The sequence below is a fragment of the Actinoplanes sp. CA-051413 genome, from assembly GCF_050955795.1.
In the GTDB taxonomy this organism is placed as follows: domain Bacteria; phylum Actinomycetota; class Actinomycetes; order Mycobacteriales; family Micromonosporaceae; genus Actinoplanes.
The window spans coordinates 5,696,572-5,710,736 of sequence record NZ_CP192100.1 but is presented as its reverse complement, the minus strand read 5'-3'; the positions used below and the strand labels follow the sequence as shown (position 1 = coordinate 5,710,736).

The following is a 14,165-nucleotide window of genomic DNA, read 5'->3' as shown; positions in this document are numbered from 1 at the left end:
GCCCGTCGTCACCGGCCGGCCGGGGCGCCACCGCGGTTGCTACCAGCCCTCGAGCCCGAGCTGCTGGGCCTGCTTCTGCACATCCTTGTCGTAGAGGGCCGCGCCGTCGGCCGCCTTGCGGATCCCCGAGCCCACCTCCACGGTGATCTGCTCCAGCGCCGGGCCCTTGATCGGGGACAGGAACTCCAGCGCCAGGCTGGAGCCGCCGTCGCGGTCCAGGTACGGCTGGGTGTCCTTGGCGACCTGGGTGACGTCGGCCGGCAGCGCGCAGCCCTTGACCGCGTACGGGCCGACCGGGGTGCTCGCGGTGCCGGCGGAGGCGCAGCCGGCCGGGCTGGCGATGAAGCCGAGGAACTTCTTGGCCGCCTCCAGGGCGGCGCCCTCGGTCGAGGTGGGGATGTAGACGCCGGCCGGGGACCAGACCGTCAGGCCGTTTCGGGTGGCGTCGTCGCTCGGGATGGCGAACAGGCCGACGTCCTTGGCCTGCTCCGGGTAGTTGGCCACGATGGTGCTGATGGCCGAGGACAGCATCGGGTAGTGCGCGCCCTCGCCCTTGGCCAGCTTCTTCAGCCCGTCGTCGAACTTGGCCGAGGCGAAGTCCTTGTTGAGGTAGCCGGCGTCGTGCACCTCCTGCAGGTGCTGGAAGCCCTTGACCGCGGCCGCCGAGGTGGCGTACTTGGCCTGGTTCTTCGTGTACTTGTCGGCGAAGTCCGGCTCGGCCGCCGTGACGTTGTGGAAGTCGCCCAGCACGAACAGCTGGGAGGTCCAGGTGTCCTGGTAGGTCTGGATCACCGGCGCGATCCCGGCGGCCTTGATCTTGGCGTTGTTGGCCATGAACTCGGCCCAGGTCTTCGGGACCTGGAGGTTGAGCTTGGCGTAGACGGCCCGGTTGTACATGACGGCGCCGGCGATGAAGCCGCCCCACGGCGCGCCGTAGGTCTTGCCGCCGGTCGACACGGTGGTCTTGAAGTTGTCGTCGAGCTGGCCCGCCCAGGGCTGGTCGTCCAGCGCCACCAGGTTCTTCTGCGGGGCGAGCGCCTGGAACAGCGACCCGGAGTTGTACTGGAAGACGTCGGTCATGTCGCCGGTGGACAGCCGGGTCTTGACCAGGTTGTCGCCCTCGGTGCCCTGCGGGCGGGTCTCGACCTTGACGGTGATGTCCGGGTTGGCGGCGGTGAAGTCCTTGGCGAGCTGTTCGCCGATCCGCACGCTGTCCTCGGAGTTGTCGACCAGGAAGGCGAGCGCGACCTTGCCGCCGCCTTCGTCGTCGCTGGAGCCGAGGCTGCCGGCGCTGCAGGCGGAGAGGGCCAGCGCGGTGGCGGCGAGCAGGATCAAGGGTCGGAATCTCATCAGGGGGCCTCCAGGAGAAGTTGTTGTCAGAGGAAGGACAGCCCGGCCAGCCGGGCCTGTAGTTCGACGGCGCCGGGGACGAAACCTCCGGCGGTGAGGGCGTCGACCATGGCGGTCGCCGGGGCGTCCAGGTAGGGCCGCAGCCGCCGGGCCACCTGCGCCTCGTCGCCGGCGCCGGCCGCCTCGGCCGCGGCCACCACCTGCGCCCAGGCCGGCTGGTGGTCCATGACCTCGCGGATGGTGGGCTCGGCGGCCAGGACGGGCGCTTCGGCGTACGGGTCGGGCACGGTCCAATCGTGGGTGCCGTGCCGCACCTCGACCGCCGCCGCCACGCCCGGCACGTGCACCTCAGCCTCGGCACCCACCGGAACGGTGACGCTGAGCCGCAGTTGCCCGTCCGCCCGCCGCCACGAGACGGCAGCCTCGCCGTACGGGGTCAGGTGCCGCGCCGAAGCGGACGTGAGCGCATGGGTGGGCACCGGCCGGACCAGCAGCCGGCGGTAGCCCGGCGCGGCCGGGGCGAGTCCGGCGACCCGCCGGTGCAGCCAGTCGGCCACCGCGCCGAGCGCGTAGTGGTTGAACGAGGTCATCTCGCCCGGGTTGATGCTGCCGTCGGGCAGCATGCTGTCCCAGCGTTCCCAGACCGTGGTCGCGCCCATCGTCACCGAGTAGAGCCAGGACGGGCAGCCGGTCTGCAGCAGCAGCCGGTACGCCAGTTCCTCCTCCCCGGCGTCGGTCAGCGCGTCGGTCATCAGCGGCGTCCCGACGAAGCCGGTGCCGATCCGGAAACCGGCGGTGCGGACCAGGTCGGCCAGCCGCCGCCCGGCGTGCTGCCGCTGGGCCTCCGCGGGCAGCAGGGACCACTGCAGGGCCAGGGCGTAGGTGGTGGCCGCGTCGCCGAGGACGCGGCCGGAGCTGGTCACGTACTCCCGGGCGAACGCGGCCCGGACCTGCGCCGCCAGCAGGTCGTAGTGCCGGGCGCCGGCGGTGTCGCCGAGCAGCTCGGCGGCCCGGGCCACGATCTCGGCCGACCGGGCGAGGTGCGCGGTGGCGATGACGTCGGGGTCGGCCTGCGCCTGGAAGGGCGAGTCCGGCGGCGCGGTCGGGTCGAGCCAGTCACCGAACTGGAAGCCGCCGGACCACAAGCGGTCCGGACCGGCCAGCTCGGCCATCCGGTCGACCCAGGCGCGCATGCTGGGCAACTGCCGGGCCAGCAGACCGAGATCACCGGTACGCCGGTAGAGCACCCACGGCACGATGGTGGCCGCGTCGCCCCACGCCGCGGTGGCCGGACCCGGTTGCCGGATCACGTCCGGGATCACGAACGGCACCGAGCCGTCCTTCTGCTGCTCGGCGGCGAGGTCGGCGAGCCAGCTGCCGAGGAAGCCGGCGCTGTCGAACAGGAAGCTCGCGGTGGGGGAGAAGACCTGGATGTCGCCGGTCCAGCCGAGCCGCTCGTCGCGCTGCGGGCAGTCCGTGGGTACGTCCACGAAGTTGCCGCGCATGCCCCAGACGACGTTGTCGTGGAAGCGGTTCAGCAGCGCGTGCGAGGACTCGAACCAGCCCGTACGGCGCAGGTCGGAGCCGATCACCACGGCCTCGATATCGTCCGGGCGCAGGTCGGGCACCCCGGTCACCTCGGCGTACCGGAAGCCGTGGAAGGTCAGCGTGGACTCGCACACCGTCTCGTCCGGTCCGGCCAGCACGTACGAGTCGGTGGCCCGGGCCGTACGCAGCGGGCGGACGCCGAGCTCCTCGTGCTCCAGCACCTCGGCGTGCCGGACCACCACCTCGTGACCGGCGCCGAGGCCGCGGACCCGCAGCCGGACCCGGCCGACGACGTTCTGGCCGAAGTCCATCAGTGTCCGGCCGGCCGGTGAGGTCCACACCCGCTGCGCCGCCAGCACCTCGGTGACCCGTACCGGTGGGCCGTCCGGCGCGACCAGCCGGCCCAGGTCCGCGTCGATCACCTCGACGGTGTCCGTCCGCCGCTCGCCGGCCCGCAGGTCGGTGCGCTGGCCGTCGTAGAGGTCGTCGGCGAGCACTCCGCTGTCGGCGGCGCGCCACGACTCGTCGGTGACGAGCCGGTGCACGGTGCCGTCGGCGGTGGTCACCTCCAGCTGGGCCAGCAGTGCCAGCCGGTCGCCGTACAGGCCGCGCCGGCCCTGGAAGCCGAGCCGGCCGCGGTACCAGCCGTTGCCCAGCAGCACGTCGAGGCGGTTCTCGCCCGGCCGGACCAGCCCGGTCACGTCGTAGCTCTGGTAGCGCAGCCGGTGCTGGTAGCTGGTCCAGCCCGGGGCCAGCTCGTGGTCGCCGACCCGGGCGCCGTTGAGCTCGGCGGTGTAGAGGCCGTGCGCGGTGGCGTAGAGCCGGGCGCTGACGATGCCGTCGGGCAGGACCACGGTCCCGGTCAGCACGGGGGCGGGCATGCCCTCGCCGCCGAGCGTCGCCGGGCTGATGAAGCGGGCGGCCCAGTCGTCGATGCCACGCTCGACGACCGCCGGCGCGCTCCAGCCGCTCCAATCGTCGTCCGCGCCGCCGACCCGGATCCGGACCTGCGCCGACTCCCGCGAGGCCAGCGGCGCGGCCGGCCACGGCACCAGCACCTGCTCGGCCGAGGTCATCGTGGTGAGCTCGACCGGCCCGCGGGCCCGGCTGATCTCGACCTGGTACGCGCTCTGCCGGAAGTCGTCCGGGGCGGTCGGCACGTACCAGGAGATCCGGGGTGCGGGCGTGCCGATGCCGAGGACGGGCCGGTCAGCGGTGTGGTGCTCGAAGCGGAGCCCGGCGGGGGCGGCGGCGGGGGACATGGGCACTCCAGAGGGAGTCGGTCACCGCGGCTGAAACGATTCAAGAACGGCACCGCGGAACGCCGTCGGAGATGTTTCGGCTGGGTGGCGAGAACGTTTCGTCCGCCCCCTGATCCTGCGCCCGGGCCCGGGTGTGACATAGGCCGCAGTGCACCGGTGGTAGCACGAAATGCACCTGGCGCCGGTCGCGGCCCGGTGTCGTATGGTCAGCGGATGGCCGAGCCACCGGTGGAGAACTCGCACGCCATGCTGTATTTCTCCGACGGCTCACTGGCCTACGCCGGGCACTACCTGCACGAGGGGATGCACCCCGTGCACACGCACAGCTTCGTCGAGGTCGCCGTGATGACCGGCGGCGCGGGCGTGCACCACAGCCTCGCCGGCCGCCAGCAGCTCCAGATCGGCGACGTCATCCTGCTGCGCCCCGGCGTGTGGCACGGCTACGACGACTGCCGGCACCTGGACCTGTACAACTGCTGCTTCTCCACCGAGCTGCTGCAACGCGAGCTTGCCTGGACCAGGGCCGACCCGCTGCTGGGCTACCTGCTCTGGACCGGGCCGTATTCCGACCAGCGGCGCGGCATCCTGACCGCCCGGCTGGGACCCGAGCTGCTCGCCGAGTGCGTGCAACACCTGGACGCGCTCGATCAGTTGCGCTTCCGGCCGGTGAGCCGGCACCGCGGCGACATCATCGGGCGGCTCTCGCTGTTCCTCAGCTGCCTTGCCCGGGCGGTCGTCGACGGGGTCGATGCCGGGACCGGGCACACCCATCCCGCGGTCGTCGACGCCATGCGGATGATGGAGGCCCGCCCGGCCCACCAGTGGACGCTCACCGAGCTCGCGGAGGCACTGCACCTGGCGCCCGGCTACCTGGTCCGGCTGTTCAAGTCGGCGACCGGGCTGCCGCCGATGGCGTACCTGTCGCGGCACCGCGTGGAGCTGGCGGCGGCCCGGCTGCTGCACACCGACGACGCGATCAGCCGGATCGGCGAGTCGGTCGGCTGGCCGGACCAGAACTACTTCGCCCGGCGGTTCCGCGCCCACTACGGCCTGAGCGCGTCGGCCTACCGGTCCCGCTTCACCCACAACTCGGTGGGCCTGCGCTCCTGGTCCCCGTGAGCGGTCCTAGATGTTGAGCAGGTTCTCGATGCGGCGCAGGTGGTGGCGGGCCATCGCGAGGTTGGCCCGCGAGCGGTCCAGCGACAGGTAGAGGAACAGCCCGTGCCCGGAGCGCGCGGTCAGCGGCCGGATCAGGTGGTACTGGCTCTCCAGCGTGATCAGGATGTCCTCGATCTGCTCCTGGATGCCCAGCAGCTCCATCGCGCGCAGCTTGGACCGGACGACGTCGGTGTTGCCGGCCGCGGCCACGTTGAGGTCGAAGTCGCGGGTGCCGCCCGCGATACCCAGCGCCATGCCACTGGTGTGGTCGACCAGCGCGACACCGATGGCGCCGTCGATGGTCATGGCGTCCTTGAGGGCAATGTCCATCTCGGCCATGTCTTTGTCCTCCAGGGGTCGGGTGGGCGGAGTGCGAAGCTACCCACGCGTTCCATCGTGATCGGCGAAGACTGATCTCGATCGGACAGGGTGTGCGGCCCCGGCAACTGTCGGCTACCCGACACCCGGCGATGCAGCACATCGACCACGGTGAGCGTCTGCCCGGCGAGGAGGTGGCTGATGAGCGCCGCAGGGGAGGACGCCGACGAGTTCGCGCGTACCCGGCTGGACTCGCTGCGCCGGTTCGCGTACCTCGTCTGCGGCAGCGCGGCCGAGGCCGACGACCTGGCCCAGGTCGCCGTCGTGGAGGTGTGGCGGCGCTGGGCCACGGTCCGTACCGACCCCGAGGCGTACGCCCGGCGCGTCATCGTGACCCGCAACGTCAGCCGGTGGCGGCGCTGGCGGCGCGAGGTGCCGTCGACCATCGCCGACCGCGACGGCGAGGATCCGGCCCACCGGCGGGTCACCGACCCGGCGCTGTGGGACGCGCTGCACGCGCTGGGCAAGCCGGAGCGGACCGTGGTCGTGCTGCACGTGCTGTTCCGGTACACGTTCGACGAGATCGCCGCGATGTCCGGCGAGCCGCGCGGCACGGTGTCCAGCCGCTACACCCGGGCGCTGCGCGCGCTGCGGCAGCATCTGCGCGCCCAGGCGGACGCGGAGCCCGGCCACGACTGGATGCTGAGGATGACGCCATGACCACCGACGACGACATGCTCGCCCGGCGGCTCGCCGTCACGCTGGCCCAGGCCGCGACCGCGCTGCCCGGCGCCCCGGCCGACGCGGTCGGCACGGTCCGGCGACGCTTCGCCCGCCGCCGGCGCCGCGTACGGATGCTCACCGGCGCGGCGGCCGCACTCGTCGCGCTGGCCACAGTGGTGGCGGTGGCCGGCCCGCGCCTCGGCCTGCGTACGACCCCGGCCACGCCGCACACCGGCATCATCCACCTGTGGACGCTCGGCACCGCCGACCGCAATCCCGGCCTGCGCGACCGCATCGGCGCTTTCAACGACCGCTCGGACGTGAGCGTGCAGCTGTCCACCTTCGGCAACGACGCCTACAAGCGGGTGATGGCCGGGCCGTGGCCGGATCCGGCGCCGGACGTGTACGAGAACTGGGGCGGCGCGAGCCTCACCGAGCCGGTACGGGCCGGCCACGCCACTGACCTCACCGACGCGGTCGCCGCGCACCCCGAGGTGGCCGACGTGCTGCTGCCCTGCGTGCTCGCCGGCGCCCGCGTCGACAACCTGCTGTACGGCCTGCCGATGACCGGGGTCCAGCCGGTTGTGCTCTTCTACAACAAGAAGGTGTTCGCCGACGCGAGCCTCGACCCGCCGCGGACCTACGCCGAGCTGCTCACCGCGGTGGACACCTTCCGCGACAAGGACATCACGCCGATCGCGCTGGGCGGCAGCGAGCGATGGCCCGCACTGATGTACCTCGCCTACCTCACCGACCGGATCGGCGGCGCGGGCGTCTTCGCCGACATCGCCGCCGGACGACCGGGCGCCTGGCGGGACCCGGCGCTGAAGCAGGCGGCCACGCTGGTGCGGGACCTGGTGAACCGCGGCGCGTTCGGCCCGGCCGCCGACGTGATGGGCTACGAGTCCGGGGCCGCGTCCCAGGCGCTCGCGGCCGGCCAGGCAGCCATGCAGGTCATGGGCAGCTGGGAGTACGGCAACCAGCTGCGCGCCGACTCCGCGTTCGCGACCCGGGACCTGGGCTGGGTGCCGTTCCCCCGGGTGGCCGGCGGCATCGGTGATCCAGCCGCCCTCGTCGGCGTACCGGCCAACTACCTCACTGTCGACGCGCAGAGCCCGTACCGGACGGAGGCGGTGGACTTCCTGCTGCGGACCGTGACGTCGGACGCGTACCTGGACGGCCTGCTCGAGGCCGGCGAGGTGCCGGCGGTCCGCGACCTGGAACCACGGCTGGCCGCCCACCCGCACGCCGACTTCGCCCGCTTCACCCACCGGCTGGCCGCCGACGCGCCCACCTTCACCCTCGTCTGGGACCAGGCCCTGCCTTCGGGCGTCGCCGGCGAGCTCCTGGACCAGACCGAACGACTCTTCCGCCTCGAGATCACCCCCGACCAGTTCGTGGCCGCCATGGCCGCGACCCGCTGACCACCACCACCGTTCACGGGAGGCACCTGTGCTGATTCCGCATGCCCGGATCGCCGCGACGACCGGCGTCCTGCTCGCCCTGTCCCTGGCTCTGACCCTGCCCGCCCCGGCGTACGGGTCACCGCCGGACGAGAACGCCGCCGCTCCACCGACCGACTGCACCGCGCAGGTCGGCTACCCGCACAACAAGGCGTTGCCGGGCTACGCCGTGCCGGACCGCCAGCTGGGACGCGTCTGCGTGCCGTTCAGCCAGCTCACGCCCGCGCCGGCCGGCTACTCCGGCGACTATCGGGTGCGCGAGTTCTCGTTCGCGGCCGCGCAGCGCCGGCTCGACGAGTGCCGGGCGGTGCCACCGTGCTCGGCGCTGTCCGACGTGGCCGGCTACGAGCCCGGGCAGTTCCGGTCCACCGGCCTGGTCGACCCCACCGGGGCCATCGACCCGTTCGCGGCCCGGGTCGACCTGGCCGACATCCGCCGGCCCGCGTACTTCAGCCGCGCGCCGTACTCCGAAGGCATCGCCGCCGCGGAGAAGAGCACGTCCACCGTCGAGTTCACCGTGCCCGCCGAACCGTACGAGGTGATCAACCGCGGTAGCACCGAGCCGGTGCGGCTGCGCGGCTGGTACCTGCGCGGAACCGGCGTGAGCGCGCCTGGTGGCCGGCGGGTCCGCGCACTGGCCGTCCTGCTCGGCGGCCGGACCATCGAGACGACGGCCGTGCAGGATCCCGCCGACCCGCTCTACACCAAGGACGCCACGGGGGCGTACCTGGGCGTGAGCTACCCGTCGCGGGGCACGGAGAAATGGGGTGCGCGGCAGTGGCGCGAGTACCTGCTCGCGCTGCACCGGGCCGGCTTCGACGTGCTGACCGTCGACAAGCGCGGGCACGGCATCTCCGGCGGCCTCAGTGCGGACAACACCCTGCAACAGGGCCTGGACATGCTGCGCATGGTGGACGCCCTGCAGGACGGCACCGGCCTGCGGGCGCTCGGCCCGGACGGCACCACCCGTACCGGCGCCGACGCCGCCCGGCGGATGCTGGGCGCCGGCCACCTGGCCCGCACCATGCCGATCCTGCTGGGCGGGGCCAGCCAGGGCGCGTACGCGACCCAGTGGGCGATGAACGCGAACCTGCACCGCTGGTGCGCCCTCGACACGCCGGGGCAGCCCTGCTCCGAGCCGTGGGGACACCGCAACATCCGCGGCGCGCTCCTGCTCTCGGCCCAGTGGGGCTTCCCGTTCTTCGACCCGGGCGACCTCGTCTACGCCGCCGCGCAGGCCGAGGTCAACCACTTCATCTACGCACCCACCAGCGAACCCCTGGCCGGCCTGGGCGATTGGCCGGCCACCTTCATCGCCCAGGGCGCGTGGGACGAGTACCAGGGCCCGCTGGCGTCGTTCAGCGCGTACCGGCGGGCCGGCGGCCGGGCGGAACTGGCGCTGGTCCGCGGTCCGCACTCGGAGAACGAGCACGGGCCGGCCAACGTGGCGTACGTACGGGAAAGGCTGGTGCGCTTCGCGGTGGCGACGGTGACCGGGGCGCCGGCGTCCGGGTCCCGGTTCGCCACGCTCCGGGACACGATCGCGGCGAGCCCGCCGACGTGGGAGCCGTCGACGGTGCCCACCGCGGTCCGGTAGGGGGATGAGGCGGGAGGGCCGGCGGGTTCTGCCGGTCCTCCCGTCCCGCGCGTTTCCCGACAACGCCGAGCTGCGGAAGTCCTTGATCGGACGCTCGGGGGCGCCCGGTTTCGTGTCATGCTTTTCTGACGCCGAGCGACGCGGGTGCCTGAGGTGCGGCCGGGAGGTCTTGATGATGTTCCAGGAGCGGCCCAGGGCCCGGCCGGCCGCGCCCGCGCCCGCGTCGGTGCGCCCGGCCGAGCAGCCGGTCGCAGGCGACGCCCTGGGATCGATCACCGGTTGGAGCCGCCCGCGTTCACAGCCGCTGCGCCCGCGCGGAGTCACCGACCGCGCGGCGACCATTCCCACGGGCCCGCTCCTCGGGCCAAAGCGCGCGCAGACCGCGAAAGTCAGGGAGCGCCCCACGGCCAAGGCATGGGCGGGCGCGGCTGAGGCCGTCGACCGGATCCGGCAGCACGCCTCGGCCGAGCGGCTCGACCGCACCCACGAAGCCGCGCTCCGCCTGCGCGACCGGCTGGATGAGTCGCGCGCCGAGGCCGGAGACAGCGCGCCGCGTCCCGCCCGGCTGGTCCGCACCCTGATCGCCGCCCGGGAGTTGGCCCGCGAGCTCGACATCGCCGAGTCCCTGGGTGTGCTGCCCGGGCAGCGGCGCGACCAGCTGTATCAGGAGCTCGGCGGCCTCGCCGGCTGCCTGGGCGTCGGGTTCGAGCAGGTCGCCGCGCCCACCCGCCAGCCGAAATGGCTGGATGTGGCATCCCCGGCGCACGGCCAGGTGAACGTCGCGGGTGCGCGCACCTTCTTCCGTCCCGGGCACGTGGCGGCCACCGATGCCGAAGCCGTGGTGGTGGCGAACGACTGCAAGCTCGACGCCGTCGACCACTACCACCTGCGCCGGGTGTCACTCGACTGCGCCAGCCTCTACCGGGATGCGGCCGCGGTCGAATCGTTCGCCGCGATGCTGGCCGAGCCTTGCGAGGAGACCATCCAGGACTTCCGCGACCAGCTGCGCCGGATCGCAGACCCGGCGCCTGAGCCCGGCCGGCAGTCCTACCGGGAGCGGGTGGCGCCGCGGGTCAACACCCATCTCGACCACCCGGACGTCGCGGTTCTCGGCGACGATTCGCACGTGCGCTCGGCGACGCACTATCACGTCCGGGAGACCGTCGTCCCCCTTGCCGACCTGCTGAACGAACGCGTGGATCTGGTGCGGGCGCTGGCCGCGGGAGAGGGCGACGCCGGCCTGGAGCAGCCGATCATGGACGCCCTCGGCAAGGTCGAAGACCTGGCGCTGCTGCGGCACGCGACGGGCGGGGACGGGGGAGGCACCACCGTGCGGCGCTCGCCAGGCACCCGGCGGGTGGATCTCGCCGCTGCCGTGATGGTCGGTGCCGGCAACACGCTGACCCGCAAGAGCGAGGTCAATGCGGGGCCGGCCGGTGCGGGCAACCTGGCCAGGTTCGACCGGCAGGTTCGCAAGCGCCGCGAGAAAGCCCGCCGGGCGGCCGAGCGGCCCGCTGGTAAGAAGTCGCGCTCATGAGGTGGACGGCTCCGATCGGGCTCGCCGTGCTGCTCGCCGGCGCCGGAGTGTTCTTCGCCGTCCAGGATCTCGGCCGCGCCGACCAGTACGCGAGCGTCGGCAGTTTCCTGCTCGCGCTGGCCGTGGCCGGCGGCAGCGTGGCCCTGCACCTGCGCCACCGGGGTGACGCACCGGCGCCGGAGGCGCCTCCGATCAGGGAGGCACCAGCCGCCGGGGATCCGCCTCCCCACAACACCATCGTGGATGCCGGCGTGGTCTTCACCGGCCCGGGGGCCCGGGCCGACATCACGATCACCCCCGACGGCCGCCGGTTGCGCCGGAAGAAGTGACCGGCGTGGAACAGGCACGACAGGCGGGAATCGCCCGGCTCCGGATCAGCCTGCCCAGCGAGGAGCTCGCCGGGGCGCTCGGTGACATCTCGGCCCGGATTGAGGTGCTGCGCTGGGACATGACCGGTCCCGCGCCCGCGGACGACATCGACCTCGTGGTCGTGCCGTACGTGCCGGGCAACGAGCACTTGCGCAAGCTGGCCGGGGTGCGGACCCGGCTGGTCCAGGCGCAGTATCTGGGCTACGACGGCGTGGCCGAGGTGTTGCCGCCGGGGCATGTCTACGCCAACGCCCGCGGGGTGCACGAGACCTCCACCGCCGAGCTGGCTCTCGCGTTGCTGCTCGCCGCGCAGCGGGGCATCCCCGACTATGTCCGGGCCGCGGGGCCGATCGCGCCCGACTGGTATCCGAGCCTGGCTGACCGGCGGGTGCTGGTGCTCGGGCAGGGCGGGGTCGGGCAGGCGGTCGAGGCCCGGCTGGCGCCGTTCGAGGTTGATCTCGTACGGGTCGCGCGTACCGCCCGCGAGGGTGTGCACGGCATCGCGGAGCTGCCGGAGCTGTTGCCCACGTGCGAGGTTGTCGTCGTCGGGGTGCCGCTGACCGAGGACACCGTGCACCTTGTGGACGCCGCGTTCCTCGCCGCGCTGCCCGACGGTGCGATCGTCGTCAACGTCGCGCGCGGGCGGGTGGCGGACACCGCCGCGGTGCTGCGGGAGGCCCGGTCCGGGCGGCTGCGGTTCGCCCTCGACGTCACCGATCCGGAGCCGCTGCCGGCCGGCCATGAGCTGTTCCGGCTGCCCAACGTGCTGATCAGCCCGCACGCCGGGGGCATGTCCAGCGCCATGCTGCCGCGGGTGGCCCGGCTGGTGCGCCGGCAGCTCGACCTGCTGCTGGCCGGGGCCGAGCCGGTCAATGTGGTGCTGCGGTCCTGAGGCCGGCCGCCGCCACCCGTCCGGAGGCGGGCAGCGGCGGCCGAGGGCGTCAGCGCCAGGTGTCGGTCCAGGTCGCCGTGCACGGTGACGCGGCGGCGGTGGTCCGCGTACGGTTCGGGTCGCTCTCCCAGACCACGGCTGAGCCTTCCTTCTTGATGTACTTGTACTCCACCGCGGTGTTGCCCGGCAGCGACACCGTGCCCCGCCAGACCGGATACGTCGCCGAGGACAGCGCGACCGCGTTGGCCGGGTTCCAGTTGCCCAGCGCCGCCGTGTTGCCGGTGACGAAGACGTTCTGGCCGAAGGTGGTGCTGACGGTCGCCGCGAAGGTGGTCGCGGCGGTGGTGCAGCCCGCCGGCGGCGTGGTCGGCGTGCCGGTCCCGCTCGTACGGGCGTTGGTGTGCAGGGCGAGCGCGGCGTTGGCGGCGACGGTCGCGGTGACCTGGCCGCTGCCGTTCACCGTGTACGCCGGCCCGGTGCACGAGCCGCCGGACAGGTCCCCGGCCATCACGTCGCAGTAGGTCCCGGCCGGCAGCGAGGTCTGGAAGGTGCGGGTCAGCGCCGAGCCGGAGCGGTTGAACGCGACGTAACCGGTGCTGCCGCGGCCGAACGCGATCTGGTTCGAGCCGTTGCTCCACCAGTTGGTGACGCCGGCGCCGGCCGCCGTGTTGCGCAGCGCGACCATGTTGGCCGTCGTGCGCCAGCGGTGCTCGCACTCCCAGCCGTTGCCGCAGCTCACCTGGTTGGTGGTGCCGTTGCTCGCGGCGGGCGGGCCGGCGTCGGGGCCGGAGAACGTGAAGCTGGACATGATATGCGGGACACCGTACGGCCAGGCGATCATGAACGCCTCGGCGAGCGCGTACGCGGAACCGTTCTTGTAGGTCAGTTTGGCCCGGCCGTTGCGCTGGGTGTCGTGGTTGTCCACGAAGGCCACCGCGTCACCGGAGCTGAGCCGCATCGAGCTCGCCAGGTTGTTGAGGTTGGCCAGGTTGCCGTTCTGGAACGCGCCGCCCACCACGTCGCCGTAGCGGAACTCGGTCACGTCGCCGAAGCCGGCGTACTCCTCGGGCGTGGGCTCACCGGAGCCGCCCTCGATCACCTCGGAGAAGACGTACGGGTCGCCGGTGACCGGCGCGATGAACGCCGACATGTCGCCGGCCGGCATGTGCTTGGCCGCGTCCACCCGGAAGCCGTCGACGCCCAGGCCGACCAGGTCGTTGAGGTACGCGGTGAGCTTGCCGCGCACGTACGAGGACTCGGTCTTGAGGTCGGACAGGTCGACCAGCTCGCAGTTCTGCACCTCCCACTTGTCGCCGTAGTTGGCGATGTCGTCGTTGCCGTTGCGCCCGCAGTGGTGGAAGTCGTCGGTGCCGTAGGGCACGGCCGGGTACGCGTAGTGGCTGTAGCCGTTGCCGCCGCTGCCGGTGCCGGTGGACGCGCCGCCGGCCATGTGGTTGACGACCGCGTCGACGTAGATCTTGACGCCCGCGGCGTGGCAGGTCTGCACCATGCTCGCGAAGGCGTTGCGGTCGCCGCGGCGGGTGGTGAGCTGATAGCTGACCGGCTGATAGTCCTGCCACCACGGATAGCCGCTGCCGGGCAGCACCACGTGCTCCTGGGGCGGCGAGACCTGCACGCCGCCGAAGCCCTTGGGGCCGAGCGTGGTCGTGCACTCGTTCGCGACCGAGGCCCACGGCCATTCGAAGAGGTGCACGATGACGTCCTTGGCGCCGGGCGAGGCGGTGGAGGCCTCGGCGTTCTCGGCGTTGCGGACGACGCCGACGGCCAGCAGGGCCGTGGCCAGGACGGCGGTCGTCGCGGCGGCGACAACCTGACGGGTACGCATGGAGACCTCCAGGGGACGCGAGGAGCGGTACGGCGGGGGACGGCACCGTGAAACTTCTTGCGCAAGTGCCGGAAAAGTTATCAGGGTGTTTCGCGCCGGTAA

At 72.8% G+C, this 14,165-nt stretch carries 11 protein-coding genes; 7 read left to right on the top strand and 4 right to left on the bottom strand.

Going from position 1 to position 14,165, the window contains the following annotated elements:
• Window positions 1-39: 39 nt before the first annotated feature.
• Entirely contained in the window at window positions 40-1,350 is a 1,311-nt protein-coding gene (locus ACQP2Y_RS26960; RefSeq protein WP_433717819.1) for an ABC transporter substrate-binding protein, read from the bottom strand.
• A gap of 26 nt (window positions 1,351-1,376) precedes the next feature.
• Window positions 1,377-4,160, bottom strand: a complete 2,784-nt coding sequence (locus ACQP2Y_RS26955) for a family 78 glycoside hydrolase catalytic domain (protein WP_433717818.1) — start codon at window positions 4,158-4,160, stop codon at window positions 1,377-1,379.
• Window positions 4,161-4,373: 213 nt separating this feature from the next.
• On the opposite strand from ACQP2Y_RS26955, the gene ACQP2Y_RS26950 reads away from it, so the two are divergent.
• Window positions 4,374-5,279: a helix-turn-helix domain-containing protein gene (locus tag ACQP2Y_RS26950; protein ID WP_433717817.1), complete on the top strand. Its 906-nt coding sequence runs from the start codon at window positions 4,374-4,376 to the stop codon at window positions 5,277-5,279.
• 6 nt (window positions 5,280-5,285) lie between these two features.
• On the opposite strand, the gene ACQP2Y_RS26945 is transcribed toward ACQP2Y_RS26950, so the two are convergent.
• Window positions 5,286-5,657, bottom strand: a complete 372-nt coding sequence (locus ACQP2Y_RS26945; RefSeq protein ID WP_360542655.1) for a hypothetical protein — start codon at window positions 5,655-5,657, stop codon at window positions 5,286-5,288.
• Between the two features lie 180 nt (window positions 5,658-5,837).
• Here ACQP2Y_RS26945 and ACQP2Y_RS26940 point away from each other — a divergent pair, with 180 nt between their 5' ends.
• Genes ACQP2Y_RS26940 through ACQP2Y_RS26915 form a run of 6 tightly spaced genes read left to right on the top strand, consistent with a single transcriptional unit; the run spans window position 5,838 to window position 12,217 of the window.
• Window positions 5,838-6,356 (top strand): RNA polymerase sigma factor, encoded by a 519-nt coding sequence (locus tag ACQP2Y_RS26940; RefSeq protein ID WP_433717816.1) that lies wholly within the window; start codon window positions 5,838-5,840, stop codon window positions 6,354-6,356.
• Window positions 6,353-7,783, top strand: a complete 1,431-nt coding sequence (locus tag ACQP2Y_RS26935) for an extracellular solute-binding protein (RefSeq protein ID WP_433717815.1) — start codon at window positions 6,353-6,355, stop codon at window positions 7,781-7,783. The genes ACQP2Y_RS26940 and ACQP2Y_RS26935 overlap by 4 nt, the downstream gene beginning before the upstream one ends.
• Window positions 7,784-7,811: 28 nt before the next feature.
• The gene (locus ACQP2Y_RS26930; protein ID WP_433717814.1) at window positions 7,812-9,419 is read left to right on the top strand and encodes a hypothetical protein; all 1,608 of its coding nucleotides are present in this window, start codon (window positions 7,812-7,814) and stop codon (window positions 9,417-9,419) included.
• A gap of 4 nt (window positions 9,420-9,423) precedes the next feature.
• Entirely contained in the window at window positions 9,424-10,956 is a 1,533-nt protein-coding gene (locus tag ACQP2Y_RS26925; protein WP_433717813.1) for a hypothetical protein, read from the top strand.
• Window positions 10,953-11,285 (top strand): hypothetical protein, encoded by a 333-nt coding sequence (locus ACQP2Y_RS26920; protein ID WP_433717812.1) that lies wholly within the window; start codon window positions 10,953-10,955, stop codon window positions 11,283-11,285. The genes ACQP2Y_RS26925 and ACQP2Y_RS26920 overlap by 4 nt, the downstream gene beginning before the upstream one ends.
• A 5-nt stretch (window positions 11,286-11,290) precedes the next feature.
• Window positions 11,291-12,217 carry a 2-hydroxyacid dehydrogenase gene (locus ACQP2Y_RS26915; RefSeq protein WP_433717811.1) on the top strand — a complete coding sequence of 309 codons (927 nt, stop codon included), beginning with the start codon at window positions 11,291-11,293 and terminating at the stop codon, window positions 12,215-12,217.
• 49 nt (window positions 12,218-12,266) lie between these two features.
• On the opposite strand, the gene ACQP2Y_RS26910 is transcribed toward ACQP2Y_RS26915, so the two are convergent.
• Window positions 12,267-14,063, bottom strand: coding sequence for a carbohydrate-binding module family 20 domain-containing protein (locus ACQP2Y_RS26910; RefSeq protein ID WP_433717810.1), 1,797 nt, complete (start codon window positions 14,061-14,063; stop codon window positions 12,267-12,269).
• Window positions 14,064-14,165: the final 102 nt, after the last annotated feature.